Consider the following 26,460-nt stretch of genomic DNA (forward strand, 5'->3'; position numbering starts at 1 on the left):
ATGGCCGTGCCCACCGAGCTGCAGTACACCTCCGACCACGAGTGGATCCGGGTCGACGGAGAGGTCGCGACCGTCGGCATCACCGCCTACGCCGCCGACAAGCTGGGCGACGTCGTCTTCGTCGAGCTCCCCGAGGCGGGAGCCCGCGTCGAGGGCGGCAGCGTCGTCGGCGAGATCGAGTCGACCAAGTCGGTGGGCGAGCTGTTCGCCCCCGTCGACGGCGAGGTCCTCGAGGCCAACACGGCCGTCGTCGACAGCCCCGAGCTCGTCAACTCCGATCCGTTCGGCGAGGGGTGGCTGATCCGGGTCCGCTTCGACGCCCTGCCCGACGGCCTCCTCGACTCCGCCGCCTACACCGAGCTGGTCGGCGAGTAGATGGCGGCCACCAGGACCCCCGGCGCCTTCGAGTCCCGCCACATCGGGACCGACGCCGACGCGCAGCGCACCATGCTCGCGGCTCTCGGCTACGACTCCGTGGAGGAGCTCGTCACCGCCGCCGTCCCCGAGTCGATCCAGGTCCGCGACCTCCCGCGGGTGCTGCCCGCTCCGGCCACCGAGACGGAGGCGCTCGCCGAGCTGCGCGCCCTCGCCGCGAAGAACACGGTGCGTCGGCCGATGATCGGCCTCGGCTACTACGGCACGCACACCCCCGCCGTGATCAAGCGCAACGTGCTCGAGAACCCCAGCTGGTACACGGCCTACACGCCGTACCAGCCCGAGATCTCGCAGGGGCGCCTGGAGGCGCTGATCAACTTCCAGACGATGGTCTCCGACCTCACCGGCCTCGACACGGCCGGCGCGTCGATGCTCGACGAGGGCACCGCCGTCGTCGAGGCGATGCTGCTCGCGCGCCGCGCCTCGAAGGCGCGCACCGACGTCTTCGTCGTCGACTCCGACGCTCTCCCGCAGACCCTCGCGCTGCTGCGCGGCCGCGCGGAGGCCGTCGGCATCCGCATCGTCGAGCTCCCTCTCTCGCGCACCGCCGCGGAGGAGGTGCCGGAGTGCTTCGGCGCCCTCGTGCAGTACCCCGGCGCGTCCGGGCACCTCTGGGACCCGTCGGCGGTGCTCGCCGCGGTGAAGGCCCACGGCGGCCTGGCCGTCGTCGCCGCCGACCTGCTCGCGCTGACCCTGGTGCGCTCGCCGGGCGAGCTCGGCGCGGACGTCGCGGTCGGCACCACGCAGCGCTTCGGCGTCCCGCTGGGCTTCGGAGGACCGCACGCCGGCTACCTCGCCGTCCGCAAGGGACTCGAGCGCCAGCTGCCCGGCCGCCTCGTCGGCGTCAGCCAGGACGCGGACGGCCACCCCGCCTACCGCCTGTCCCTCCAGGCCCGCGAGCAGCACATCCGCCGCGAGAAGGCGACCTCGAACATCTGCACCGCGCAGGTCCTCCTGGCCGTCATGGCGGCGATGTACGCGGTCTACCACGGGCCGGACGGGCTCGCCGCGATCGCCGAGCGCGTGCACGGCCGGGCCGCGCTCCTCGCGCGCCTCCTCCTCGACCGGGGCCACTCCCTCCGGCACGCCGACTTCTTCGACACCGTCTCGGTCGTCGTGCCCGGCGGCGCGGAGGCGGCGGTCGCCCGCGCCCGCCAGGCCGGCTTCGACGTGCGCCTGGTCGACGCCGACACGGTCTCGGTGTCGATCGACGAGACGGTCACCGACCTCGAGGTGATCGCCGTCGCGACCGCCGTCGGGCAGCTGGACTCGTCGTTCGGCTTCCTCAGCGGCTCCGCGCGGAGTATCCCCGCCGAGCTCGACCGCCGCACGCCGTTCCTCGTGCACCCGGTCTTCAGCAGCCACCACAGCGAGACCTCGATGATGCGCTACCTCAAGCGCCTCGCCGACTCGGACTACGCGCTGGACCGCGGCATGATCCCGCTCGGCTCCTGCACCATGAAGCTCAACGCCGCCACCGAGATGGAGGCGGTCAGCTGGCCCGAGTTCGCGGACCTGCACCCGTTCGCCCCCGAGGCGGACGTGCAGGGCTCGCTGGCGCTGATCGACCAGCTGGAGGGGTGGCTCGCCCACCTCACGGGCTACGACTCCGTGTCGCTCCAGCCCAACGCCGGCTCGCAGGGCGAGCTCGCGGGCCTGCTGGCGATCCGCGGCTGGCACCGGTCGAACGGCGACGAGGACCGCACGATCTGCCTGATCCCCTCGAGCGCCCACGGCACCAACGCCGCGAGCGCGGTCCTCGCCGGCATGCGCGTCGTCGTCGTGGCCTGCGACGAGCTCGGCAACGTCGACCTGGACGACCTCCGGGCGAAGATCGCCGAGCACGCGGGCTCCCTCGCCGCGCTGATGATCACCTACCCGTCGACCCACGGCGTCTACGAGCACGAGGTCGCCGAGATCTGCCGCCTCGTCCACGAGGCCGGCGGACAGGTGTACGTGGACGGCGCGAACCTCAACGCGCTTCTGGGCTTCGCCCGCTTCGGAGACTTCGGCGGCGACGTCTCGCACCTCAACCTGCACAAGACGTTCTGCATCCCGCACGGCGGAGGCGGTCCCGGCGTCGGTCCCGTCGCCGCGAAGGCGCACCTCGCGCCGTTCCTGCCCGGTCACCCGCTCGCGCAGCGGCTCGAGCACGGCGTGGGCACGCAGGGCGAGCGGATCGTCCACGGCGGCGCACCGGTGTCGGCAGCGCCCTACGGCAGCCCCGGCATCCTGCCGATCTCGTGGGCGTACGCCCGGATGATGGGCGAGGAGGGCCTGCGGGCCGCGACCGGGGCGGCCGTCCTCTCGGCCAACTACGTCGCCGCGCGCCTCCGCGAGCACTACCCGGTGCTCTACACGGGGGACAACGGGCTCGTCGCCCACGAGTGCATCCTCGACATCCGTCCGCTGACGGCGGCGACCGGAGTGACCGTGGACGACGTCGCCAAGCGCCTCGTCGACTACGGCTTCCACGCCCCGACCATGAGCTTCCCCGTCGCCGGGACCCTGATGGTCGAGCCGACGGAGAGCGAGGACCTCGCCGAGATCGACCGCTTCATCGACGCGATGATCGGGATCCGGGCGGAGGCCGACCGCGTCGGCGCGGGGGAGTGGCCGGTGGACGACAACCCGCTGCGCGGCGCCCCGCACACCGCCGAGTGCCTGACGGCCGAGGAGTGGACACACCCCTACAGCCGCGAGCAGGCCGTCTACCCGGTCAGCTCGCTGGTGCGCGGCAAGTACTGGCCGCCGGTCCGCCGGATCGACCAGGCCTACGGCGACCGCAACCTCGTCTGCGCCTGCCCGCCCATCGAGGCCTTCGCCTGATCCGCCCGCACGCGCTCGTCCGCAACCGAGGGTGAGAGAGCAGGAACGGAGCCTCGAGCCCGTCCTGTCATCTCCCACCCTCGGCTGCGGATAACGGCGGTCCCGCACAGGCGCGGAGTGGGTCGCAGTCCTCCCGATCCGGGGGGAACGGCGCACGGCGATCCCGATGCACGAGGGAGCCCGACCGTGGGGAACGCGTCGTGGAGGTGCTGGCAGAGCTCGACGGAGTCGCGACGAGCGAGCGGCTCCACCGTGCGGGTGTCACGCCCCGGCTCCTGAGAGCCGCCGTCGAGCGCGGCGCGGTCCTGCGGCTCCTCGGATGCGATCGGTCCGTCGTCACGGCCGCGGAGCCGGCGGCGCGAACAGCTCGGGCCAGAGGGCGACGGCCAGCGGGTAGCCGACGAACGAGACGATGTCGATGATCGAGTGGGCGATCACCAGGGGCAGGGTGCGGCCGAAGCGCTGGTAGAACAGTCCGAACACCAGGCCCATGACCACGTTCCCGATGAAGGGCCCGATGCCCTGGTACAGGTGGTAGCTGCCCCGGAGCAGCGCACTGGTCACCAGGATCCGCCACCGCCCCCAGCCCAGATCGCCCAGGCGGGCGAAGAGGTACCCGATCACGACGACCTCCTCCTGCACTCCCGCCCGGATCGCGGAGAGCACGAGCACCGGCACCGTCCACCAGTACGCGTCCAGCGGCGAGGCCACCACCGCCACGGTGATGCCCAGCGCGCGTCCGACGGCGTACAGCGCGATGCCCGGCGCGCCGATCGCCACCGCGAGGACGGTCCCGGTCCGCAGGTCCGCGAACGGCCGGCGCAGGTCGAGCCCCAGGCGCCCGAGCGGACGGCCCGAGCTCTGCCAGAGCAGGAACGCGCAGAGGGCCACCGGCACCAGGTCGAAGAAGAGCGCGAGCAGCTGGTAGACGAGGTCGAAGCCCGGGCGGTCGCTGAGGGCGCCGTTGATCGTCGCGGTCTGGTCGGCCAGTGCGGTCGAGCGGGTGAGCCGGTTGGCGATGGAGACCACCGAGTAGACCGCGGAGGCGCCCAGCGAGAGCCCGAGGACCAGCAGGATCTCGGTGCGGATCCGGCGCCGTCCGGGCGCGGATCCTGACAGGTCGGTGGACACTCCGTGCGTCTCCTCTGAAGTCGATGTGTTGCGCGACGGCCGCCCGGTACGCACGTTTCGTGCAGAACAGCGCAAGGATTCCACCTCCCGGTTACCGCTGTGTAACGGTTGCCACATGCTTTTGTGCAGATAGCGGGCGAATACATAGTCTCGTTGAAGGCATCCGCGCGACGGCCACCAGTCTCGTGCGCCGCCGCCGTCGCCACGCGCACGGCACTCCACGCGTCAGGGAAACCACTTCTCGCGCGCCCCCACATCACTGGAGGAATAGTGAACATCAGACGTTACGGATTCGGGGCTCTGGCGCTCGTCGCCGCGAGCACGCTGGTCCTGGCCGGCTGCAGCAGCTCGAACGACTCGGGCGGAGGTGCATCGGGAGGCGACGCCGCCGCGATCATCTCCACCAACGGCTCCGAGCCGCAGAACCCGCTGATCCCGACGAACACCAACGAGGTGGGCGGCGGCAAGATCCTCGACGAGATCTTCGCGGGCCTGGTCTACTACGACGCCAAGGGCGCCCCCGAGAACGACGTCGCCGAGTCCATCGAGTCGGACGACGCGCAGAACTACACGATCACAATCAAGTCGGGCCTGACCTTCACGAACGGCGACCCGGTCACCTCCAGCTCGTTCATCGACGCCTGGAACTACGGCGCCAAGTTCTCGAACAACCAGCTCAGCGCGTCGTTCTTCTCGAACTTCGAGGGCTTCAGCGACACCGAGGACAGCGAGCTCACCGGCCTCAAGGCCGTGGACGACACCACCTTCACCGTCGCGCTCAAGTCCCCGCAGTCGGACTTCCCGATCAGCCTCGGCTACTCGGCGTACTACCCGCTGCCCGCCGCCGCGTTCGACGACATGGCCGCCTTCGGTGAGAACCCGATCGGCAACGGCCCGTACAAGCTCGACGGCGACGACGCGTGGCAGCACGACGTCCAGATCGAGCTCGTCAAGAACGGCGAGTACACCGGCCCCCGCGAGGCCCAGAACGGCGGCCTGAAGATCGTCTTCTACGCCACCCAGGACGCCTCCTACGCCGACCTCCTCGGCGGCAACGTCGACGTGATCGACCAGATCCCGGACTCCGCCTTCGGCACCTTCGAGAGCGACCTCGGCGACCGCGCCGTGAACCAGCCCTCGGCCGTGTTCCAGTCCTTCACCATCCCGGGCCGTCTCCCGCACTTCGACGGCGAGGAGGGCCAGCTCCGCCGCCAGGCGATCTCGATGTCCTTCGACCGCAAGGAGATCACCGACGTGATCTTCGAGGGCACCCGCACCCCGGCCTCCGACTTCACCTCCCCGGTGATCGACGGCTACAGCGACGCCCTCTCCGGCGCCGACGTGCTCGAGTACAACCCCGACGAGGCCAAGGCGCTGTGGGCTCAGGCCGACGCGATCAGCCCCTGGGACGGCACCTTCAAGATCGCCTACAACGCCGACGGCGGCCACCAGGGCTGGGTCGACGCGGTGACCAACTCGATCAAGAACACGCTGGGCATCGACGCCGAGGGCGACGCGTACCCGACCTTCGCCGAGGCGCGCACCAAGATCGTCGACCGCTCGATCGAGACCGCGTTCCGCACCGGATGGCAGGCCGACTACCCGAGCCTCTACAACTTCCTCGGACCGCTCTACGTGACCGGCGCCTCGTCCAACGACGGCGACTACTCGAACCCCGAGTTCGACACCCTGCTCCAGCAGGGCCTGTCGGACGCCGACGCCGACGCTGCGAACAAGACGTTCCAGCAGGCCCAGGAGATCCTCCTGAAGGACCTCCCGTCGCTGCCCCTGTGGTACGCGAACGTGACCGGCGGCTACGGCGAGGGCGTGTCGAACGTCGAGTTCGGCTGGAACTCGGTGCCGCTCTACTACGAGATCACCAAGAACTAAGCTCGAACCACTGGGGCGCTTCGCCCGTGCCGTCGGCCACCAGGTCACGGCACGGGCGGAGCGCCCTGTTTCGGTCACAATCGAATGAGGTCCCCATCCATGCGACTCCGGAACCGGCTGGGCTGACATGCTCGCCTACATCGTCCGACGCATCCTGCAAGCCGTCCCCGTGCTCATCGGCACCACGTTCCTCATCTACTTCATGGTCTTCTCCATGCCGGGGAACCCGCTCCTGTCGCTCTTCGGCGACAAGACGCCGAGCCCCGCACTCCTCGCCCGCCTCGAGGAGCAGTACCACCTGAACGAGCCCTTCTTCGTCCAGTACCTGTACTACCTGGGAGGCGTCGTCCGCGGCGACTTCGGCATCTCGTTCTCCGGCCAGTCCGTCAACGAGATCCTCGCCCGCACCTTCCCGGTCACCCTGACGCTCGCCATGATGGCGATCGTCATCGAGATCGTCGTCGCGCTGACCATCGGCCTCATCAGCGGTCTGCGCAAGGGCAGCTTCTTCGACGCGAGCGCCCTGGTCGTCAGCCTCCTGCTCGTGTCGGTGCCGATCTTCGTGCTCTGCTTCATCGCGCAGTCCTTCTTCGCGATCCAGCTGGGATGGTTCCCTCCGACCGTCGGAGCCGACGCGTCGTTCCAGAGGCTGCTGCTGCCCGCGATCGTGCTCGCCCTGTTCGTGGTCGCGTCGGCCATCCGCCTCACGCGCGGCTCGGTCATCGAGACGGCCGGCTCGGACTTCGTCCGCACCGCGTACAGCAAGGGGCTCTCGCGACGCCGCGTCATCCCCGTGCACGTCCTGCGCAACTCGCTCATCCCGGTCACGACGCAGTTCGGAGCCGACTTCGGCCTCCTGATCGTCGGCGCGACCGTGACCGAGGGCATCTTCAACGTTCCCGGAGTCGGGAACACGCTCTATCAGGCGATCATCCGAGGTGAGCGGCCGACCGTCGTCTCCTTCGTCACGGTCATGGTGCTGTTCTACCTCGTGGTGAATATCCTCGTCGACCTGCTCTACGCCGTACTCGACCCGAGGATCCGCTATGCCAAATGAGTCCACCGGCGGCGCGCAGAAGGCCCGCCGCATCGACCACTTCGTGGCCCCGCTCGAGGAGACGCCGATCGCGTCGGTCGACGCCGTCAGCCTCGACGAGAAGCCCAGCAACCTCTGGACCGACGCGTGGCGCGACCTGCGCAAGCGGCCCATGTTCTGGATCTCGGGCGTCCTGATCCTCGTCATCATCGCCGTCGCGCTGTTCCCGGGCCTGTTCACCTCGGTGGACCCCCGCCAGTGCGCGCTCTCGTTCAGCAACCAGGGCCCCGGCGACGGCAGCCTGCTCGGCTACACCAAGCAGGGGTGCGACGTGTTCTCGCGGATCATCCACGGCACGTCCACGTCGCTGACCGTCGGCCTCATCGTGATCGTGATCACGACGGTCTCCGGCGTCATCGGCGGCGCTCTGGCCGGCTTCTTCGGCGGCTGGGTCGACACCGTGATCATGCGCCTCGGCGACATCTTCTTCTCGATCCCCTACATCCTCGCCGCGGTCGTCATCATGTCCGTCTTCTCGGCCTACCGGAACGTGTTCGTCATCGCCCTGGCGATCGGCGCGTTCGCCTGGCCGACGACGGCGCGCGTCCTGCGCTCCGAGGTCCTCCGCGTGAAGCAGGCCGACTTCGTCGGCGCCGCCACCGCGACCGGCCTCTCCCGCATGGCGATCCTGTTCCGGCACGTGCTGCCGAACTCGATCGCTCCCGTCATCGTCGTCACGACGATCTCGCTCGGCGCGGCCATCACCGCGGAGGCGACGCTGTCGTTCCTCGGCGTCGGCCTGCCCGGCTCGGTCATGTCGTGGGGCAACGACATCAGCCAGGCCCAGCGCGATCTGCGCACCAACCCGCAGACGCTGATCTACCCGTCGATCGCCCTGACGGTCACGGTGCTGAGCTTCATCCTCCTCGGCGAATCGCTCCGCGACGCGCTCGACCCGAAGGCGAGGGCCCTCCGATGACCGCCACGACACCGAACGCACCGCACGGGCCGCTGCTCGAGGTCACCGACCTCGAGGTCGGCTTCCAGACCGGCAGCGGACTGGTCCCCGCCCTCCGCGGCGTGAGCCTCACGATCGAGCACGGCCAGACCGTCGCGATCGTGGGGGAGTCGGGCTCCGGCAAGTCGACGACCGCCGCGGCGATCATCGGCCTGCTCCCCGGCACCGGCCAGGTCACCGCCGGCTCCGTGCTGTTCGACGGCAAGGACCTCGCGAAGGCGACGAGGACCGAGCTCGAGGACATCCGCGGCCGCCGGATCGGCTACGTCCCGCAGGACCCGATGTCGAACCTGAACCCCGTGTGGTCGGTCGGCTTCCAGGTCGAGGAGACCATCAAGGCCAACGGCCTCGCGACCGGTCGCAAGGAGGTGCGCGCCAAGGCGATCGAGGTCCTGCAGAACGCGGGCCTCGCCGACGCGGAGAAGCGCCTCAAGCAGTTCCCGCACCAGTTCTCGGGCGGCATGCGCCAGCGCGTGCTGATCGGCATCGGCCTGGCCGCGGCTCCCCAGCTGCTGATCGCCGACGAGCCCACCTCGGCGCTCGACGTCACGGTCCAGCGCCGGATCCTCGACCACCTCGAGACTCTGACGAAGACCGACGGCACCGCGCTGCTCTTCATCACGCACGACCTGGGCCTCGCCGCCGAGCGCGCCGAGAAGCTCATCGTCATGTACAAGGGCCGCATCGTCGAGTCCGGCGCCTCGGTGGAGGTGCTGCAGAACCCGCAGCACCCCTACACGCAGCGCCTGATCGCGGCGGCGCCCAGCCTCGCGTCGCGCCGCATCCAGTCGACGGCCGGCCGGGCCGTGGAGTCGGTCTCCGGCGAGTCGGAGGCCGTGCGCGAGGTCGACCTGGTCGGCGCGGGCGCCGCGCACCACGCCGGCGCGGTCGCCTCGGGCGCCCCGATGATCGAGGTCGACGGCCTCACGAAGGTCTTCAAGATCCGCCGCGGCGGCCTGAAGGCCGAGGACTTCACCGCCGTCGACAACGTGTCTTTCTCGATCCCGAAGGGCACCACCACGGCGCTCGTGGGCGAGTCCGGATCGGGCAAGTCGACGATCGCCCGCCTGGTGCTGGGCCTCGAGACGGCGACGTCCGGAGCGATCTCGATCGCCGGTCGCCGGACAGAGAAGCTCAAGGGCCGCGACATGCTGGCGCTCCGGCGCTCCATGCAGCCGGTGTTCCAGGACCCGTACGGCTCGCTCGACCCGCTGCACAACATCGGCAACACCATCTCGGAGCCGCTGCGGGTGCACAAGGTCGGCGACCGGACGTCGCAGCGCGAGCGCGTCCTCGAGCTGCTCGACCAGGTGTCCCTCCCGCGCGTGATCGCGAGCCGGTACCCGAACGAGCTCTCCGGCGGCCAGCGCCAGCGCGTGGCGATCGCCCGCGCGCTCGCGCTGAAGCCGGAGATCGTGGTGCTCGACGAGGCCGTGTCGGCTCTGGACGTCCTCGTCCAGGCGCAGATCCTCCGCCTCCTCGCCGACCTGCAGGCCGAGCTCGGGCTGACCTACCTGTTCATCACGCACGACCTGGCGGTGGTCCGCGTGATCGCCGACGACGTCTGCGTGATGCAGAAGGGCAGGATCGTCGAGCACGCCCCGACGGACACCGTGTTCGACTCGCCGCAGCAGGAGTACACCCGCGAGCTGCTCGACGCCATCCCCGGCGCCGGCATCGAGTTCGCGGTCTGACCGACCGTCAACTGGGCCCCGGCCCCGCCTGGAGCGCTCCTCGGAGCCCTCCGGAGCGGGGATCCGGGGCCCTTCGCCGTGCGGACGCCTCGCTGCGGTACGATGGATGGTCCCCCTTTTGCACGAGAACACGAGACGAGTCCGTATCCATGGCAAGTGCCACCCGCTCCGACCTGCGCAACGTCGCGATCGTCGCCCACGTCGACCATGGCAAGACCACGCTGGTCGACGCCATGCTCAAGCAGACGAACTCCTTCGACGCGCACGCCCACGTGGACGAGCGCGCGATGGACTCCAACGAGCTCGAGCGCGAGAAGGGCATCACGATCCTCGCGAAGAACACCGCTGTCTCGTACAGCGGCAAGCACGCGAGCGACGGTCCCATCACCATCAACGTCATCGACACCCCGGGCCACGCCGACTTCGGCGGCGAGGTCGAGCGCGGCCTGTCGATGGTCGACGGCGTCTGCCTCCTCGTCGACGCGTCCGAGGGCCCGCTGCCCCAGACCCGCTTCGTGCTGCGCAAGGCGCTCGAGGCGAAGCTCCCCGTCATCCTCCTGGTCAACAAGACCGACCGCCCCGACGCGCGCATCGACGAGGTCGTCGCCGAGAGCCAGGACCTGCTCCTCGGCCTCGCCTCGGACATGGCCGACGACGTGCCGGACCTCGACCTCGACGCGATCCTCGACGTCCCCGTGGTCTACGCCTCCGGCAAGGCCGGCCGCGCCTCGGCGAACAAGCCCGAGGACGGCACGCTGCCGGACGCCGAGGACCTGGAGCCGCTGTTCGAGGCGATCCTCAAGCACATCCCCGCGCCGACCTACGACGACGACGCGCCCCTCCAGGCCCACGTCACCAACCTCGACGCGTCGCCGTTCCTCGGCCGCCTCGCCCTCCTCCGCGTCTTCAACGGCACGATCAAGAAGGGGCAGACGGTCGCCTGGGTCCACCACGACGGCACCCACACCAACGCGCGCATCACCGAGCTGCTGATCACGAAGGCGCTCGACCGCTACCCGGCCGAGTCCGCGGGCCCCGGCGACATCGTCGCGATCGCGGGCTTCCCCGAGATCACCATCGGCGAGACCATCGCCGACCCCGAGGACATCCGCCCGCTGCCGGCCATCACGGTCGACGACCCGGCGATCTCGATGACGATCGGCACCAACACCTCGCCGCTCGTCGGCAAGGTGAAGGGCCACAAGCTCACGGCGCGCATGGTCAAGGACCGCCTCGACCGCGAGCTCATCGGAAACGTGTCGCTCAAGATCGTCGACATCGGACGCCCCGACTCGTGGGAGGTCCAGGGCCGCGGCGAGCTCGCGCTGGCCATCCTCGTCGAGCAGATGCGCCGCGAGGGCTACGAGCTGACCGTCGGCAAGCCCCAGGTGGTCACCCGCCAGGTCGACGGCAAGACGCACGAGCCCTTCGAGCACCTCACGATCGACGCCCCGGAGGAGTACCTCGGCGCGATCACGCAGCTCCTCGCCGCCCGCAAGGGCCGCATGGACGGCATGTCGAACCACGGCACCGGCTGGGTCCGCATGGAGTTCATCGTCCCGTCGCGCGGCCTGATCGGCTTCCGCACCGAGTTCCTCACCACCACGCGCGGCACCGGTATCGCGAACGCGATCCTGCACGGCTACGAGCCGTGGGCCGGCGCGATCGTCACCCGCAACAACGGGTCGATCGTCGCGGACCGCAACGGCGTCGTCACCCCGTTCGCCATCATCGCGCTCCAGGAGCGGATGACCTTCTTCGTGAACCCCACCGAGGAGGTCTACGAGGGCATGGTGATCGGCGAGAACTCGCGCAACGACGACATGGACGTCAACATCACCAAGGAGAAGAAGCTGACCAACATGCGTCAGTCCACCTCCGACACCTTCGAGTCGATGACGCCGTCGCGTCAGCTGACGCTCGAGGAGTGCCTCGAGTTCGCCCGCGAGGACGAGTGCGTCGAGGTCACCCCCGAGGTCGTCCGCATCCGCAAGGTGGAGCTCGATGCTAACGCCCGCGCGCGCATGACGAGCCGCCTCAAGAAGCAGGGCTGAGCCCCGGGCGCCTCGGCGCCCGCCTACGACGAGACCGGCCGGAGCGATGCTCCGGCCGGTCTCGTCGTCTCCGCCCGGTGCTGCAGCGTGCAGCGCCGATCCCGTCCCTCGCGGTCCGGATCAGCCCGCCGGACTCGGAGAGGGAGAGGGGGTCGAGGACTCCGCCTCGAGCGTCGAGGTGACGAAGGAGACGAACGCCGCCGCGTCGTCCGGCTTCCCCGTGTACTGCTCGCCGTTCACCAGCACGGTGGGCGTCGACTCGAGCGTCGGCAGCGAGGAGTTCGCGAGGGGGAGCGAGGTGGCCCGCTCGGTCGCGGCCTTCACCCAGGGCCGGAACTCGCCCGCGGTCATGCAGGCGAGGACGTCGTCGTCGGTGACGCCCGCTCCGGTCACCAGCGCCCGCAGAGCGTCGTCGTCGAGGCCCGTCGTCCCCTCCGCCGGCTGCTGCGCGAAGAGCGCCGCGTTCACGGCGAGGAAGCGGTCCGGATCCTCGTCGGCGACGCACGCCGCGGCGTTCGCGGCCCGGCTGGAGTACTCGGAGCCGGCCGAGGAGGAGTCGAGGATCGCCACCGGGTGGATCTCGAGCGTGATCGCCCCCTTCGTCAGCCACGACTGCAGCTGCTCGGCGTTCGCCTTCTCGAACTGCCCGCAGTACGGGCAGAGGTAGTCGACGTAGAGGTCGACGGCGACGACTCCGCCCGCCCGCGTGGCGCTCTCGTCGGTCGGGACGGGGGATGCTCCCGGAGCGATCGCCGCGCTCGTCGTCGCCGTCACGGCCGAGCCGTCGCCCGCGAGGACGATGCCGTCGCTGAGCATGTTCGCCGGGCCGGCGCTCGCGACCTCCTGCTGCGTCCAGACGTTCCAGCAGACCAGGGCCACGACCGCGAGGAGCCCGACGACCGCTCCGCCCTGCCCGAGCAGCCGGTTCCGGCGCCGCCGGCGCCTCTCGGCTTCGCGGCGCTCCCGCGCCTGCGCTCGGGCGAGCTCCTGGCGCTCGCGCTTGGTCAGGCCGCTTCTCGCACTGTTCCCGGACATCGCCGACGACGCTACGGTCGGAGGCTTCGGCGCGCCGTGGAGTGAGCCCGCCGGATCCTGGGACGGAGTGCGGGTCCTCTCAGGGATCAGGCGAAGAGGCCGGAGCCGAGGAAGTCGGTCTCGTCGCGGGCACCGGGCGGCACCGCGAACACGGCCGAGCCGACGTGCTTCACGTACTCGTTCAGTGCGTCCGTCGCGAGGTTCCGCTGCACGGTGACGAACTGCTCCGGGGAGCGCTGGAACGAGAGGAAGAACAGCCCCGCGTTCAGGCGTCCGAGCTCGTCGTTGCCGTCGACGAAGTTGTAGCCGCGGCGCAGGAGCCGCACTCCGTTGTTCACGCTCGGATGCGCGAGGCGCACGTGCGACTCCTGATCGATCAGCGGGGCACCGGTGGCGCCGGCCGCTGCGAAGTCCGGCTCGGTGGACTCCGTGCCGCCCGAGAGCGGCGCTCCGGACCCCTTGCTGCGGCCGATGACCCGCTCCTGCTCGCCCAGCTGGCTGCGGTCCCACGTCTCGATGATCATCCGGATCTTCCGCGCGACCAGGTAGCTGCCGCCGACCATCCACGCGGGGCCGTCGGAGGAGGGGACCCAGACGTGCTCCTGGACGGCGTCGGCCTCCTCGGACTTCACGTTCGCCGTGCCGTCCTTGAAGCCGAAGAGGTTGCGCGGAGTCGCCTGGGCGGTGGACGTCGAGGAGGTGCGGCCGAAGCCGAGCTGAGACCAGCGGAGCGAGGCCCGGCCGAACGCGATCCGGCTCAGGTTGCGGATGGCGTGCACGGCGACCTGCGGATCGTCGGCGCAGGCCTGGATGCACAAGTCGCCGCCGCCGGCCGAGGGGACGAGCGCGTCGCCGCGGAAGCGGGGCAGGGCCTGCAGCTGCGGAGGCCGGCGGTCGGCGAGGCCGAAGCGGTCGGCGCCGGACTCGTCCGTGAAGAGGGTGGGTCCGAAGCCGACCGTGACGGTGAGGGACGCGGCGTCGAGCCCGAGCGCCTCTCCGGTGTCCTCCGGGGGAGCCGTGTCCGGCCCGTCCACCGCGCCGTTCTCGCCGACCTCGAGGCCCTGGGTCATCCGGGAGGCGGCGAGCGTCCAGTCCTTCAGGAGCTCGACGAGGTCCTCGCGCGTGGTGCCCGCGGCGAGGTCGAACGCGGCGAAGTGCAGCCGGTCCTGCGCGGCGGTGGTGATGCCCGCCTGGTTCGCGCCGAAGAACGGCACGGTGCGCGGGGCGGAGGAGGCCGTCGCGCTCGCGGACGATGTGACGGCCACCGTGCCGCCCACTCCGGCGGCCAGCCCGGCCGTCCCCGCCGAGACGAGGCCGAGCAGCCCGCGCCGCGAGAGGCGGCGGGGCTCGTCGGCGGGCTGCTCGGAATCCGTCGGCCGGGCTCCCTCGTGCTGCTCGGCGCCCACTACGCGGCCGGCTCCTCGACGCCCAGCACCGTGTGGGTCAGCTGCGAGAGCGGCTCGGAGAGAGCGTTGACCGCGTCCGAGAGCTCCTTCTTCTGCTCCGCGGTGACGGTGGAGTACGCGGCGAAGCCGGAGTCGATCGAGCCGTACTGCGCGAGCAGGGCGTCGAGCTCGGAGAACCGCTGCGTGATCCGTCCGGTGAGGTCGGCGCCCTCGTCGCCGCTGGCGGTCGCGATCGGCTCGACGTTGCCGAACGCCACCTCCGCGCCCTGGACGTTCGCGGCGAAGTCGGTGAGGTCAGTGCTCGACCACCAGTCCTCCTCGCCCGTGATCTTGCCGGCCGCGACCTCGTCGAGCAGGCCGATGGCGCCGTTGGAGATGTCGCCCACCGAGACGGTGAAGCCGGGCGCGTTCACGAGGTCGGCCAGGCTCTGCACGTCGTCGACGAGGCCCTGGCCGAACTGCACGCGCTGCTCGGGGGTGGAGGGCGCCCAGTCGAGGAGCGCGCTCGTGCCGTCGGAGTTGAGCGCACCCTCCGCGGGGGCCCACAGGTCCTTCTCGATGCGGTGGAAGCCGGTCCAGTCCAGGCCCTCGGCGACGGCGTCGACCTCGCGGTAGTCGATGCGCGGGTCGAGGTCGCCGAACGCCTCCGCGGTCGGCTCGATCCGCTCGTAGAAGACGCGGGTCGACGCGAAGAGGCCGCGCGCCTTCTCGTCGTCGCCGGCCTCGTAGGCCTGCGCGAACTCGGCCACCGCGGGGAGCAGCTCGCCCACCTGCGACTTCACGTACGCCACGTAGTTGGTGACCGCCGCCTCCGTCGCCGCCTTCTCATCCGCCGACTGCGCGGTGGCCTCACCGGTCACGGTGAACTCGCTCAGCCCGACCGGGGCGCCGACCTGCTGGAACTTGCAGGCGGTGTAGTAGGTGCCCGGCTCGAGCTGAGCGACGTAGGAGACGCTCTGGCCCGGGGTCACGTTCTCCTTCTCGCCCACGATCCGCAGCTTGTCCTCGGCCAGGATCTCGAACTCGTTGACGTCCGAGCCGCCGTTGGTCAGTGAGAACGTCACCGCTCCCGCCTCGGCGGTCGCCGTCGACACCTCGCAGGCGTCGTCCCTGATCGCGACGTCGAGCGCGGCGGAGGAGGAGGACGCGGGGGTGTTCGGCACGCAGCCCGTGAGGATCAGCGCCAGGGCGCCGGCGCCGGCGAGGCCGAGGGTGACGCGGGGGAGGGTGGGACGAGCGCGCGAGGACATGCTTCTCCTGGATCGGGGCGAGTGCGCCGGCGGTGCCGGAGCGGGTCAGACGGAGGTGGGAGCGGGAGCGGCGACCGGGGCCGCGCTGCCCCGTCGCGGACCGCGCAGGCGGACCTGGCGGACGAACAGGGCGCCGACGACGACGAGGTAGAGCAGCCAGGCGGCGAACTGCAGAGCGGTCGGCTCGGGCGTGTAGTTGAAGAGGCCGCCGACCACGGCGGTCACGGGCGGCGGGAGGATCGGGCCGAGCGAGAACAGCGGGGTGCCCCAGCCGGGCAGGAGCGACGCCTCCTGCAGGTCGCCGACGCCGTAGGAGAGGACGCCGGCCGCGACAAGGATGAGGAAGCCGCCCGTCCAGGTGAAGAAGCGCCCGAGGTCGATCCGGACGAAGCCCCGGAAGATCAGGTACGCGATGACGACCGAGCTGAGGATGCCCAGCATCGCGCCGACCGTGCCGACCCACGCGCTGGATCCCGACCCCGCAGTGCTCGAGGACACGCTCGCCCAGACGAAGAGCGCCGTCTCGATGCCCTCGCGGCCGACGCTGATGAAGCCGAGGACCACGATGCCGAGGGCCGAACCCGCGACGGCGCCGTCGAGCCGGGACTCGAGGTCGCCCTTCATGCTGCGGGCGTTCGCGCCCATCCAGAAGATCATCCAGGTGACCAGGCCGACCGCGAGGATCGAGAGGCCGCCGCCGATGAGCTCCTGAGCCTGGAACGACAGGGTCGAGGGGCCCCAGGTGAGGATCGCACCGGTGACGAGTGAGATCGCGATCGCGGCGGCGATACCGGTCCAGAGCCGCGGCAGCACGTCGCGCCGGCCGAGCTTGGTCAGGTAGGCCACGAGGATGCCGACGACGAGGCCGGCTTCGAGGCCTTCGCGGAGGCCGATGAGGTAGTTTGCGAGCACGCGTGTTCTCTTGGTCGATGGTGGACGAGGAGGGGGCGACTCCCGCCCCGAGTCGATCCGGTCGGCGGGCCTCCGTTGTTCGGTAAGCCTTGCCTAACCCGGGTCGACTGTAGTCCGCTGCCCGGTCGCTGTCCAGAAGCGCCCGCAGCGGAGGCCGCGCAGGACGAGAGGCGGAGAGTGGACGCGGGCCGGGACGCAGCAGCGGAGCGGGTGGTGGCGGTGCACGCCCACCCCGACGACGAGACGATCACCATGGGCGGAACCCTGGCGCGGCTGGTGGCACAGGGCGCCTCCGTGACCGTCGTCACCGCCACGCGGGGCGAGTGCGGCGAGGTCATCCCCGAGGACCTCGCTCCGCTCGAGGGCTCGGCCGAGCTGGCCGCGCACCGGACGACCGAGCTCGTCGTCGCCCTGACGGCCCTCGGCGTCGCCGACCACCGCTTCCTCGGCGAGGCGGGCGCCCGCGCACCCGGCCTCGCTCCGCGCGTCTACCGGGACTCCGGCATGCAGTGGGGCACAGGCCGCGTCCCGGTGCCGCTCGAGCCGGTGCATCCCGCGTCCTTCACCGCCGCGCCCGAGGACGAGGAGGTGGCGGATCTCGTCGCCGTCCTCCGGCAGGTCGACGCGGGCGTCGTGCTGTCCTACGACGCGGGTGGCGGCTACGGCCACCCGGACCACGTCCGTACCGCCCGGGTCGCCGAGCGCGCCGCCGAGCGCCTGGGCCTGCGCTTCCTCGCCGTCCTCCCCGACGCGGCCCCGCCCCTCCCCGGGGACGTCGTGATCGAGCTGTCCGCCGAGGACCACGCCCGCAAGCGCGCGGCCCTCGAGGCGCACGCGACGCAGCTGGTGGTCGAGGGCGACGAGGCCCGGCTCTCGAGCGGTCCGCCGTTCCCCATCGGCCGCATCGAGCGCTTCCGCCCGGTCGCGCAGGCGGGGCGTCCGGCGCCGCTGCCGGAGGAGCGTCCGACGCTGGGATCGCGCGTGCTGTCGGGCGTCGCCGGAGTCCTGGTCGGCGCGGTGGTCGGAGCGATCACGACCGTCGCCCATCAGAGCACCGTGTCGGTCGGCGGTGTCGTCCTCCCGGTCGGCCTCGCCGCCTCCCTCGCCGGCGTGCTGCTGCTCCTGCTCGGGCTGCGCCTCGTGCTCATCGACCGGTTCGTCGCGTTCTGCACCGCGATGGGCCTGCTCGGGATGATCGGGCTGCTCGCCCTGCGCAGCACCGGCGGATCCGTCCTCGTCCCGGCGAACGGCCTCGGCGTGGCCTGGACCTTCCTCCCCGCCCTCATCGCCCTCGTCGTGATCGCCTGGCCGCGGCTGCGGGCGGCCGCTCCCGCCGCCGCCCCGCGGCCCGCGGACGCCGACGCCCCGTCGGCCCCCGTACGATAGACACACTGTTCGAAGGGACCTGGAGCACCGTGACCTACGTGATCGCACTTCCGTGCGTCGATGTCAAAGACCGCGCCTGCATCGACGAGTGCCCGGTCGACTGCATCTACGAAGGCGAGCGCTCGCTCTACATCCACCCGGACGAGTGCGTGGACTGCGGTGCCTGCGAGCCGGTCTGCCCCGTCGAGGCGATCTACTACGAGGACGACCTCCCCGAGGAGTGGTCCGACTACTACAAGGCCAACGTCGAGTTCTTCGACGAGATCGGCTCCCCGGGCGGAGCCGCCAAGGTCGGCGTGATCGCGAAGGACCACCCGGTCATCGCGGCGCTGCCTCCGCAGAGTCACTGAGGCCGCTCCCATGGCCCTCGGCGCGCTGCCCGACTACCCCTGGGACCTGATGGCGCCCTTCGCCCGCACGGCGGCGGAGCACCCCGGCGGGATCGTCGACCTGTCGATCGGCTCGCCGGTGGACCCGACGCCCGCCCCGATCCGCGACGCGCTCGCCCGCGCGACTGACTCGCACGCGTACCCCACGACCGTGGGCACCCCCGCTCTGCGCGAGGCGATCGCCGCCTGGTACGCGCGGCGGCGCGGAGTCGAGGGCCTCGGGATCGACGAGGTCCTGCCGACTATCGGCTCCAAGGAGCTCGTCGCCTGGCTGCCCTTCCTCCTCGGACTCGGGGAGGGGGACGTGGTCGTGCATCCGCGCGCCGCCTACCCGACGTACGCGATGGGCGCGGCGATCGCCGGCGCCGAGGCGCTCGCCTCCGACGACCCCGCCGAGTGGCCTGTGACGACCCGCCTGGTCTGGCTCAACTCTCCCGGCAACCCCGATGGCGCCGTGCTCGACGTGCCCGCCCTGCAGCGCGCCGTCGCGCGTGCCCGTGAGCTGGGCGCTGTGATCGCGGGGGACGAGTGCTACGCCGAGCTCGGCTGGGACGGCCGCTGGGCCGACGAGCCGATCCCGAGCGTCCTCGACCCGCGCGTGGTGGGGGAGGACCGCACCGGGGTCCTCGGCGTCTACTCGCTGAGCAAGCAGTCGAACCTCGCCGGCTACCGCGCCGCCTTCGTCGCCGGGGACGCGGCCCTGATCGCGCGCCTGGTGACCGTCCGCAAGCACGCGGGCATGATCGTGCCCGGTCCGCTGCAGGAGGCGATGATCGTCGCCCTCGCCGACGACGAGCACGTCGCCGCGCAGAAGGAGCGCTACCGCTCCCGCCGCGACCGCCTCCGGCCCGCCCTCGAGTCCGCGGGCTTCCGGATCGACCGCAGCGAGGCCGGCCTCTACCTGTGGGCGACCGAGGGCCGCCCGGCCTGGGAGTCCATCGACCGGCTCGCCCGCCTCGGCGTCCTCGCGGGCCCCGGCGTCTTCTACGGGGAGGGCTTCCCCGAGCACGTGCGCCTCTCGCTGACGGCCTCCGACGAGCGGATCGACGCGGCCGTCGAGCGCCTGTTCGGCGGCCTCTGAGGCGCTCGACCCGGCCGATCCTGGGGGGTTCCGACAAGGCCCCGGCCCCAGCGCTGGGCGATGTCACAGTGCCCCCGCTTTGCCCATAGGCTGTATGTGGTTCGGTCGACGGCGCCTCGCGAGGCCCCGGCTGCACCACGATCCAGACCCGGCGCCGCCCGCTCCGCGCGAGCGCTTCCGGGGTGCGACCGCGACGACCTGGGAGGCGTTGTGACCGAATCCGGCACGCAGAGCGACGGAACCGCGACGGTGGGCTCCACGGAGCCCGCGACCGGGAGCGCCACGACGCCGCCTCCCGCGCCGGCGGAGCAGGAGCTCCCCGAGAAGGTCACGCTCACCTTCGGCGACCGCACCGCGGACTTCCCGGTCCTGCGCAGCGTCGACGGCTCCTCGAGCATCGACTTCTCGACCCTGTCGAAGCAGACCGGCTTCATGTCGCTCGACTACGGCTTCGTGAACACGGCGGCGACCAAGTCGCAGATCACCTACATCGACGGCGACCAGGGGATCCTCCGCTACCGCGGCTACCCGATCGAGGAGGTGGCCACCAACGCGACCTACCTCGAGGTGGCCTGGCTCCTCATCTACGGCGAGCTGCCGACGGCCGACGAGCTCGCGGGCTTCGACGAGCGCATCCGCCGCCACACGCTCCTCCACGAGGACCTCAAGCGCTTCTTCGACGCGCTCCCGCACAGCGCGCACCCCATGTCGGTGCTCTCGGCCGGGGTCTCGGCCCTGTCGACGTACTACGAGGACAGCTCCAACCCTAAGGATCCGGAGGCGGTGGAGCTCACCACGATCCGCCTCCTGGCGAAGCTGCCCGTGATGGCGGCGTACGCCCACAAGAAGGCGATCGGCCAGGCGTTCCTCTACCCGGACAACTCGCTGAGCTTCGTCGACAACTTCCTTCGCCTCAACTTCGGAACGATGGCCGAGCAGTACCAGGTCGACCCGGTGCTCTCGAAGGCGCTCGACCGCCTCCTGATCCTCCACGAGGACCACGAGCAGAACGCGTCGACGTCGACCGTCCGCCTCGTCGGCTCCACCGAGGCGAACCTCTACGCCTCCGTCTCGGCAGGAATCAACGCCCTGTTCGGCCCTCTGCACGGCGGAGCGAACGAGGCGGTGCTCACCATGCTCGGCCGGATCCGCGAGTCGGGCGAGAGCGTGTCGACGTTCGTCGAGCGGGTGAAGAACAAGGAGGAGGGCGTGCGCCTGATGGGCTTCGGCCACCGGGTGTACAAGAACTACGACCCGCGCGCGAAGCTGGTCAAGGAGAGCGCCTCCGAGGTCCTGCAGGCCCTCGGCGTGAAGGACCCGCTGCTCGACATCGCGATGGAGCTCGAGGCCCTCGCGCTCGAGGACGACTACTTCAAGGAGCGGCGCCTTTACCCGAACGTCGACTTCTACACGGGCGTCATCTACAAGGCGATGGGCTTCCCGACCCGGATGTTCACCGTGCTCTTCGCGATCGGCCGCCTGCCCGGCTGGATCGCCCACTGGCGTGAGATGAACACCGACAAGCAGACCAAGATCGGCCGCCCGCAGCAGCTCTACATGGGCTCGCCCGAGCGCCACTGGCCGAACGACCGCTGACCGGTCCCCGAGAGCCCGTCCCCGCCGGGGGCGGGCTCTCGCCGTGCGGCGCACCCGCCTCTCGTCGGCCGTCCGAGGCTCGAACCGCTTCTTCGAGGCGGGACGCAGAGCGGCGTGGTCGCCGCGGACTCGATCAGCACGGTTCGTCCCGGGGTGCCGCCTGCTGGGCCCGGCGGCGCCGGACGCCCGTCCTCAGGCGTGCAGGGCGGCGTTCAGCTCGATGCCGGCGCCGGTGCGGGGGAGGACCTCGACGGCCCCGGCGAGGGAGTTGCGGCGGAAGAGCAGGTTCGGCACGCCCGAGAGCTGCACGGCCTTCACGGTCTGCGGGGCGCCGTCGGCGCGCGGCGCTCCGCCGACCACGACGACCTTGGTGCCGGCGGTCACGTAGAGGCCGGCCTCGACGACGGTGTCGTCGCCGAGGGAGATGCCGATGCCCGAGTTCGCACCCAGCAGGGCCCGCGCGCCGATCGAGATGCGCTGCACTCCTCCGCCCGAGAGGGTGCCCATGATGGAGGCGCCGCCGCCGATGTCCGAGCCGTCGCCGACCACGACGCCCTGCGAGATGCGCCCCTCGACCATCGAGCTGCCGAGGGTCCCGGCGTTGAAGTTGACGAAGCCCTCGTGCATCACCGTCGTGCCGGGTGCCAGATGCGCCCCGAGGCGGACGCGCGAGGTGTCCGCGATGCGCACCTTCGCCGGGGTGACGTAGTCGGTCAGCCGCGGGAACTTGTCGATGCCGGTGGCCTGGATGCCGTGGCGCCGGAGCGAGGGGCGCAGGCGGGTGAACGACTCCGGCGAGACCGGACCGGCGTTCGTCCACACCACGTTCGGCAGGTGGGCGAAGACGCCGTCGAGGTTCACCTCGTTCGGGCGGACCAGGAGGTGCGAGAGCAGGTGCAGCCGCAGGTAGGCGTCGGACGTGGAGGCGGGCGGCGCCTGCACGTCGATCTGCAGCGTGACCACGTCGATGCGGACCTCGCGGCGCGGATCCTCGCCGGCCTGCTCCTCGAACTCCGCCGGCACGATCCAGGGGTCGCGGCCGGCCGGGATGGTGCCGAGGCGGGGCTCCGGGAACCAGGTGTCGAGGACGGTGCCGTCGTCGGCCACGGTGGCGAGCCCGTATCCCCAGGCGGAGGCGGGCGCGGAGGAGTCTGCGGAGTGCTCGAGGGTCATGCCGATCAGGGTAGCGCGGAGCGTCCGGCCGCTACCCTGGGGCGCATGGCCGATCCGACCACCGCCCCTCCGCTCGATCTGCGCACCGATCCGGTCGCCCTGACGCGGATCCTCTGCGACATCCCGTCCGTCTCGGGCGACGAGCTCGAGATCGCGGACGCGGTGCAGTGGGCGCTCGAGCAGTACGACCACCTCGAGGTCATCCGCGACGGCCACACCGTCGTGGCGCGGACGAACCTCGGCCTCGCCCAGCGCGTCGTGATCGCCGGGCACCTCGACACGGTGCCGGTCAACGGCAACCTGCCCGTCGTCGCCGAGACGATCGACGGCGTCGAGCATCTGGTCGGCCGCGGGACCGTCGACATGAAGGCCGGAGTGGCGGTGCAGCTCGTCCTCGCCGCCGAGCTCTCCGATCCGGCCGTCGACATCACCTGGATGTGGTATGACAACGAGGAGGTCGCAGCGGATCTCAACGGCCTCGGTCGGCTCTCCCGGCACCGCCCCGACCTCTTCTCCGCCGACTTCGCCGTGCTCGGCGAGCCGACGAGCGGAGCAGTGGAGGGCGGCTGCAACGGGACGCTCCGGGTCGACGTGGTCACCCGCGGCGTCCGCGCCCACTCCGCCCGCAGCTGGGTCGGCGAGAACGCGATCCACGCGGCGGCGCCGATCCTCGACCGCCTCGCCGCCTACGTACCGCGCGAGGTCGAGGTCGAGGGCCTCGTGTACCGCGAGGGCGTCAACGCCGTGCGCGTCACCGGCGGGGTCGCGGGCAACGTGATCCCGGACCTCTGCACGGTGCAGGTCAACTACCGCTTCGCCCCCGACCGGTCCGGGGAGGAGGCGCTCGCCCACCTCGAGGAGCTCTTCGAGGGGTTCGAGGTGAGGGTGGACGATCTGGCCGAGGGCGCCCGCCCGGGGCTGGACGCACCTCTGGCCCAGGCCTTCCTCGCGGCCGTCGGAGCCGAGGCGAAGCCCAAGTACGGCTGGACCGACGTCGCGCGGTTCTCCGCCATGGGCATCCCGGCTGTCAACTACGGACCGGGCGACCCGCTCCGGGCCCACGCCGACGACGAGCGCGTGGCGGTGCACGAGATCACCGAGTGCGCCGAGGGCCTCCGCCGCTGGCTGACCGCGTCCTCGTGAGCGCGAGCGCCACGGCCGTCCCCGTCCGACTCCGCCTCCGCCTGCGCCTGGTCCCGTGGTGGGCGCGGGTCCTCCTGGTGTACATCGCGACCCGCGTGGTCACGACGGTGATCCTGCTGCAGTTCGCTGCGCACCAGCTCGCGAACCCGTGGACCGGCCCCTCCCCGTCCTACTCGGCCTTCGCGTCGATGTGGGACGGCCGCTGGTACGAGATCATCGCGGCCACCGGGTACCCCGGCTTCCTGCCGATCACGCAGGACGGCCACGTGGGGGAGAACGCCTGGGCCTTCATGCCGCTCTACCCGGGGGTCGTGAAGGCGCTGATGGCGGTCACCGGCCTCACCTGGGCTCCGGCCGCCGTGACCGTCTCCGTCCTGTGCGGAGCCGGAGCCTGCCTCGTCCTGTACCGCCTCTTCCGGCACTCCCTCGGCGAGTCGCAGTCGCTGACGGCGGTGCTGCTGTTCTGCGTGGCGCCGACCTCGCCGCTGATGCAGCTCGCCTACGCGGAGTCGATGGCGATGCTCCTGACCGCGGTCACGCTCCTCCTCCTGGTGCGGCGCCGCTGGCTCGCGGTCGTGCCCGTCGTGCTGCTGCTGGGCCTGACCCGGCCGAGCGGGCTCGCCTTCGCCGCCGCGCTCGGCCTCTACGTCGTCTACCGGTTCGTCCGGCGCCGCACGGAGCCGTTCCCGCGGTCGGAGTGGCTGCCGGCCGTGGGCCTGACGGCGTGGGGGCTCGTGGTCGGCTTCCTCTGGCCCGCCGTGGCGTGGGCCGTCACCGGGTCGATGACCGCGTACACCGACACCGAGCTGGCGTGGCGTGCGGTCTACATCGGCTACCAGGAGCTGCTCCCGCTGACCCCGTGGTTCCAGGGCGGCGCCTGGTGGGGCTCGTGGTGGTTCGGTGCTCCGGCCGTCGGCGTCGTGCTGGTGGTGCTCCTGCTGGCGGCGTTCGTCGGGATCCTCGCCGCACCGTGGACACGGCGGCTCGATCTCTTCAGCCGGGCCTGGGTCGCCGGGTACGGCGTCTACCTGCTGGCGTTCTTCTTCCCGCAGTCGAGCACCTTCCGGCTGCTGGGCCCGATGTTCCCGCTCGTCGGAGCGCTGGCGGTGCCGCGCTCGCCGGTCTTCCGCGTCGCGCTGGTCCTGCTCGGGATCGGCGGCCAGATCGGCTGGATCTCGATCTGCTGGGCCGTCGCCGGATCGGACTGGACTCCGCCGTGATCGTGCCGCGCGCCCGCCCGGCGCGGTGCTCCTCCGGGGACTCCCGACTCCCGCACGGGTATGCTCGTCGGAATGTCTCCCCTCACGCCAGCCGGTGAGCCGCGACACGCGTCGCCCCTCCTCCGGCCGACCCGCCGGCGAGCCGCGGCGACACCCGCCCGCTCCCCGCTGACGACCGCCTCCTCGACGGACCGCGGGCCGCTCGCGTGAGCGCCACCGCGATCGCGCCGGAGACGGAGGACGCCTCTCCGTCCCGCTCCCGCTGGGGTCTGCTCCGGAGGATCCCGTGGTGGATCCAGGTGCTCCTGGTCTTCGCCGTGTCGCGGGTCGTCACGACCGTGATCATGCTCCGGGTCGGCGCCGTGCGTCAGGGCGTCGAGTGGACGGGACTCCGCGACACCTACGTCCGGTTCGCGACGACGTGGGACGGCGGCTGGTACGAGCGGATCGGGATGACGGGGTACCCGTCGGTCCTGCCGCTCTCGCCGTCCGGAGCCGTGGAGCAGAACCCCTGGGCGTTCATGCCCGTCTACCCGTTCACCGTCCGCGGCCTGATGAACATCACCGGGCTCGACTGGGCGAACGCGGCGGTGCTCGTCGCCCTGGTCTGCAGTGCAGCGGCGTGCCTGGTGATCTACCGGCTGTTCCGCGTCTCGCTCAGCGAGGGCCAGGCGCTGATGGGGATCGTCTTCTTCTGCGTCGCTCCGACGTCCCCGATCCTGCAGATCGGCTACGCGGAGTCCGGCGGCATCCTCCTGACGGCCGTGCTGCTCCTCCTGCTGGTGCGCCGCAAGTGGATCTGGACGTTCCCCGTCGTGCTGGTCGTGGGGCTCCTGCGCCCGAGCGGCCTCGCGATCGCGGCGATGACGGGCCTCTACTTCCTCTACCGCGTCTGGCGCCACGTGCACGGCACCGAGCCGTTCGCCCGCCGGGAGTTCGCCTTCACGGTCGCCCTCACGGTCTGGTCCCTCGCGGTGGGCTTCGCCTGGCTGCTCATCGCCTGGGCCGTGACCGGCTCCTTCACCGCCTACACCGACACCGAGCTCGCCTGGCGCAGCGTCTTCATCGGCGAGGGCGAGCTCATCCCCTTCACCTCCTGGTTCGCCGGTGGAGGCTGGTGGGGAGGCCTCTGGTTCGGCTCGCCGATCACGGGCATGGGCATCACCGTCGTGGTGGTGCTCGGATTCCTGGCGATCCTGTTCTCGCGGGCCACGCGCAGCCTCGACGTCTTCTCGCGGCTCTGGGTCGGCGGCTACGCGATCTACCTCTTCGCGTTCTTCTACCCGCAGTCGAGCACGTTCCGCATCCTGATGCCGATGTTCCCGCTGGCCGGGGCGCTCGCGGTGCCGCGGTCGACTCTCCTGAGGGTGTTCGTGGTGGCCGCATCGATCGTCGGGCAGATCGTCTGGGTGCTGCTGTGCTGGGTGTTCACCCCGGGCGACTGGTCCCCGCCGTGATCGGCTGACGCCCGACTTCCGGGCGCGGTTCGGAACACCCCCGCGGATGCACGATAATAGGGGGATACGTCACGAAAGGGGAACTCTATGGCGGCCATGAAGCCGAGGACCGGAGACGGACCGATGGAGGCTGTTAAGGAGGGCCGACTCATCGTCGTGCGCGTTCCGCTCGAAGGAGGCGGACGCCTCGTCGTCTCGGTCAACGATGCAGAGGCGAAAGAGCTGCACGACGCGCTCGCGTCGGTGGTGTCTCCCGCCTGATCCGCACCGTCGTGAACGCCCGTCGCACACCGTGCGGCGGGCGTTCCGTCTTTCCTCGGTCGGC

21 protein-coding genes are annotated in these 26,460 nt (G+C 71.2%); 15 read left to right on the top strand and 6 right to left on the bottom strand.

Annotated elements, in window-relative coordinates; genetic code table 11:
* Both gcvH and gcvP read left to right on the top strand, forming a co-directional pair.
* Positions 1-375: a glycine cleavage system protein GcvH gene (gene gcvH / locus C5D36_RS00740; protein ID WP_104237541.1), complete on the top strand. Its 375-nt coding sequence runs from the start codon at positions 1-3 to the stop codon at positions 373-375.
* Positions 376-3,264 (top strand): aminomethyl-transferring glycine dehydrogenase, encoded by a 2,889-nt coding sequence (gene gcvP / locus C5D36_RS00745; RefSeq protein WP_104294980.1) that lies wholly within the window; start codon positions 376-378, stop codon positions 3,262-3,264.
* 336 nt (positions 3,265-3,600) lie between these two features.
* Here gcvP and C5D36_RS00750 read toward each other — a convergent pair whose 3' ends face one another.
* Positions 3,601-4,395: a CPBP family intramembrane glutamic endopeptidase gene (locus C5D36_RS00750; RefSeq protein WP_258062827.1), complete on the bottom strand. Its 795-nt coding sequence runs from the start codon at positions 4,393-4,395 to the stop codon at positions 3,601-3,603.
* A 270-nt stretch (positions 4,396-4,665) separates the two neighbouring features.
* Here C5D36_RS00750 and C5D36_RS00755 point away from each other — a divergent pair, with 270 nt between their 5' ends.
* From C5D36_RS00755 to typA, 5 genes are all read left to right on the top strand, one after another.
* Positions 4,666-6,285 (top strand): ABC transporter substrate-binding protein, encoded by a 1,620-nt coding sequence (locus C5D36_RS00755; protein ID WP_104294982.1) that lies wholly within the window; start codon positions 4,666-4,668, stop codon positions 6,283-6,285.
* Between the two features lie 127 nt (positions 6,286-6,412).
* Entirely contained in the window at positions 6,413-7,342 is a 930-nt protein-coding gene (locus C5D36_RS00760) for an ABC transporter permease (protein WP_104222975.1), read from the top strand.
* Positions 7,332-8,300 (top strand): ABC transporter permease, encoded by a 969-nt coding sequence (locus C5D36_RS00765; RefSeq protein ID WP_104222976.1) that lies wholly within the window; start codon positions 7,332-7,334, stop codon positions 8,298-8,300. Before C5D36_RS00760 ends, C5D36_RS00765 begins: the two co-directional genes overlap by 11 nt.
* Positions 8,297-10,033, top strand: a complete 1,737-nt coding sequence (locus C5D36_RS00770; protein ID WP_104260189.1) for an ABC transporter ATP-binding protein — start codon at positions 8,297-8,299, stop codon at positions 10,031-10,033. The genes C5D36_RS00765 and C5D36_RS00770 overlap by 4 nt, the downstream gene beginning before the upstream one ends.
* A 149-nt stretch (positions 10,034-10,182) precedes the next feature.
* Entirely contained in the window at positions 10,183-12,087 is a 1,905-nt protein-coding gene (gene typA / locus C5D36_RS00775) for a translational GTPase TypA (protein ID WP_104222978.1), read from the top strand.
* 120 nt (positions 12,088-12,207) lie between these two features.
* Here typA and C5D36_RS00780 read toward each other — a convergent pair whose 3' ends face one another.
* From C5D36_RS00780 to efeU, 4 genes are all read right to left on the bottom strand, one after another.
* Positions 12,208-13,122, bottom strand: a complete 915-nt coding sequence (locus C5D36_RS00780) for a thioredoxin domain-containing protein (protein WP_104294983.1) — start codon at positions 13,120-13,122, stop codon at positions 12,208-12,210.
* Positions 13,123-13,208: 86 nt separating this feature from the next.
* On the bottom strand, positions 13,209-14,528 hold the full coding sequence (gene efeB / locus C5D36_RS00785) for an iron uptake transporter deferrochelatase/peroxidase subunit (protein WP_104291539.1): 1,320 nt from the start codon (positions 14,526-14,528) through the stop codon (positions 13,209-13,211).
* Positions 14,528-15,778, bottom strand: coding sequence for an iron uptake system protein EfeO (gene efeO / locus C5D36_RS00790; protein WP_104294984.1), 1,251 nt, complete (start codon positions 15,776-15,778; stop codon positions 14,528-14,530). The genes efeB and efeO overlap by 1 nt, the downstream gene beginning before the upstream one ends.
* Before the next feature lie 45 nt (positions 15,779-15,823).
* Entirely contained in the window at positions 15,824-16,690 is an 867-nt protein-coding gene (gene efeU, locus C5D36_RS00795) for an iron uptake transporter permease EfeU (protein WP_104225548.1), read from the bottom strand.
* A gap of 177 nt (positions 16,691-16,867) precedes the next feature.
* Between efeU and C5D36_RS00800 the strand changes: the two genes are divergently transcribed.
* From C5D36_RS00800 to C5D36_RS00815, 4 genes are all read left to right on the top strand, one after another.
* Positions 16,868-18,076: a PIG-L family deacetylase gene (locus C5D36_RS00800; RefSeq protein WP_146083675.1), complete on the top strand. Its 1,209-nt coding sequence runs from the start codon at positions 16,868-16,870 to the stop codon at positions 18,074-18,076.
* A gap of 29 nt (positions 18,077-18,105) precedes the next feature.
* The gene (gene fdxA, locus C5D36_RS00805) at positions 18,106-18,426 is read left to right on the top strand and encodes a ferredoxin (RefSeq protein WP_104222984.1); all 321 of its coding nucleotides are present in this window, start codon (positions 18,106-18,108) and stop codon (positions 18,424-18,426) included.
* Positions 18,427-18,436: 10 nt separating this feature from the next.
* Positions 18,437-19,546: a succinyldiaminopimelate transaminase gene (gene dapC / locus C5D36_RS00810; protein WP_104294985.1), complete on the top strand. Its 1,110-nt coding sequence runs from the start codon at positions 18,437-18,439 to the stop codon at positions 19,544-19,546.
* A gap of 210 nt (positions 19,547-19,756) precedes the next feature.
* On the top strand, positions 19,757-21,142 hold the full coding sequence (locus C5D36_RS00815) for a citrate synthase (protein WP_258062828.1): 1,386 nt from the start codon (positions 19,757-19,759) through the stop codon (positions 21,140-21,142).
* Between the two features lie 192 nt (positions 21,143-21,334).
* Here the strand turns inward: C5D36_RS00815 and dapD are convergent, their stop codons facing one another.
* Positions 21,335-22,315 (bottom strand): 2,3,4,5-tetrahydropyridine-2,6-dicarboxylate N-succinyltransferase, encoded by a 981-nt coding sequence (gene dapD / locus C5D36_RS00820; protein WP_104294986.1) that lies wholly within the window; start codon positions 22,313-22,315, stop codon positions 21,335-21,337.
* 45 nt (positions 22,316-22,360) lie between these two features.
* Between dapD and dapE the strand changes: the two genes are divergently transcribed.
* From dapE to C5D36_RS00840, 4 genes are all read left to right on the top strand, one after another.
* Positions 22,361-23,458 carry a succinyl-diaminopimelate desuccinylase gene (dapE, locus tag C5D36_RS00825; RefSeq protein WP_104294987.1) on the top strand — a complete coding sequence of 366 codons (1,098 nt, stop codon included), beginning with the start codon at positions 22,361-22,363 and terminating at the stop codon, positions 23,456-23,458.
* A complete protein-coding gene (locus tag C5D36_RS00830) occupies positions 23,455-24,678 on the top strand; it encodes a hypothetical protein (protein WP_146083676.1) in 1,224 nt (407 codons plus the stop codon). The genes dapE and C5D36_RS00830 overlap by 4 nt, the downstream gene beginning before the upstream one ends.
* Positions 24,679-24,884: 206 nt before the next feature.
* Entirely contained in the window at positions 24,885-26,135 is a 1,251-nt protein-coding gene (locus tag C5D36_RS00835) for a hypothetical protein (RefSeq protein WP_104294988.1), read from the top strand.
* Positions 26,136-26,222: 87 nt separating this feature from the next.
* Positions 26,223-26,396, top strand: coding sequence for a DUF3117 domain-containing protein (locus tag C5D36_RS00840; protein ID WP_068208299.1), 174 nt, complete (start codon positions 26,223-26,225; stop codon positions 26,394-26,396).
* The last annotated feature ends 64 nt before the right edge of the window (positions 26,397-26,460 follow it).

Source organism: Rathayibacter sp. AY1C6 (assembly GCF_002931535.1).
GTDB lineage: Bacteria > Actinomycetota > Actinomycetes > Actinomycetales > Microbacteriaceae > Rathayibacter.

Excerpts from the sequence above, each read along its gene's own strand:
- gcvH (WP_104237541.1), top strand. The coding sequence starts at position 1 with ATGGCCGTGCCCACCGAGCTGCAGTACACCTCCGACCACGAGTGGATC.
- gcvP (WP_104294980.1), top strand. The coding sequence starts at position 376 with ATGGCGGCCACCAGGACCCCCGGCGCCTTCGAGTCCCGCCACATCGGG.
- C5D36_RS00760 (WP_104222975.1), top strand. The coding sequence starts at position 6,413 with ATGCTCGCCTACATCGTCCGACGCATCCTGCAAGCCGTCCCCGTGCTC.
- C5D36_RS00765 (WP_104222976.1), top strand. The coding sequence starts at position 7,332 with ATGCCAAATGAGTCCACCGGCGGCGCGCAGAAGGCCCGCCGCATCGAC.
- C5D36_RS00770 (WP_104260189.1), top strand. The coding sequence starts at position 8,297 with ATGACCGCCACGACACCGAACGCACCGCACGGGCCGCTGCTCGAGGTC.
- typA (WP_104222978.1), top strand. The coding sequence starts at position 10,183 with ATGGCAAGTGCCACCCGCTCCGACCTGCGCAACGTCGCGATCGTCGCC.
- C5D36_RS00780 (WP_104294983.1), bottom strand. The coding sequence starts at position 13,122 with ATGTCCGGGAACAGTGCGAGAAGCGGCCTGACCAAGCGCGAGCGCCAG.
- efeO (WP_104294984.1), bottom strand. The coding sequence starts at position 15,778 with ATGTCCTCGCGCGCTCGTCCCACCCTCCCCCGCGTCACCCTCGGCCTC.
- dapC (WP_104294985.1), top strand. The coding sequence starts at position 18,437 with ATGGCCCTCGGCGCGCTGCCCGACTACCCCTGGGACCTGATGGCGCCC.
- dapD (WP_104294986.1), bottom strand. The coding sequence starts at position 22,315 with ATGACCCTCGAGCACTCCGCAGACTCCTCCGCGCCCGCCTCCGCCTGG.
- dapE (WP_104294987.1), top strand. The coding sequence starts at position 22,361 with ATGGCCGATCCGACCACCGCCCCTCCGCTCGATCTGCGCACCGATCCG.
- C5D36_RS00840 (WP_068208299.1), top strand. The coding sequence starts at position 26,223 with ATGGCGGCCATGAAGCCGAGGACCGGAGACGGACCGATGGAGGCTGTT.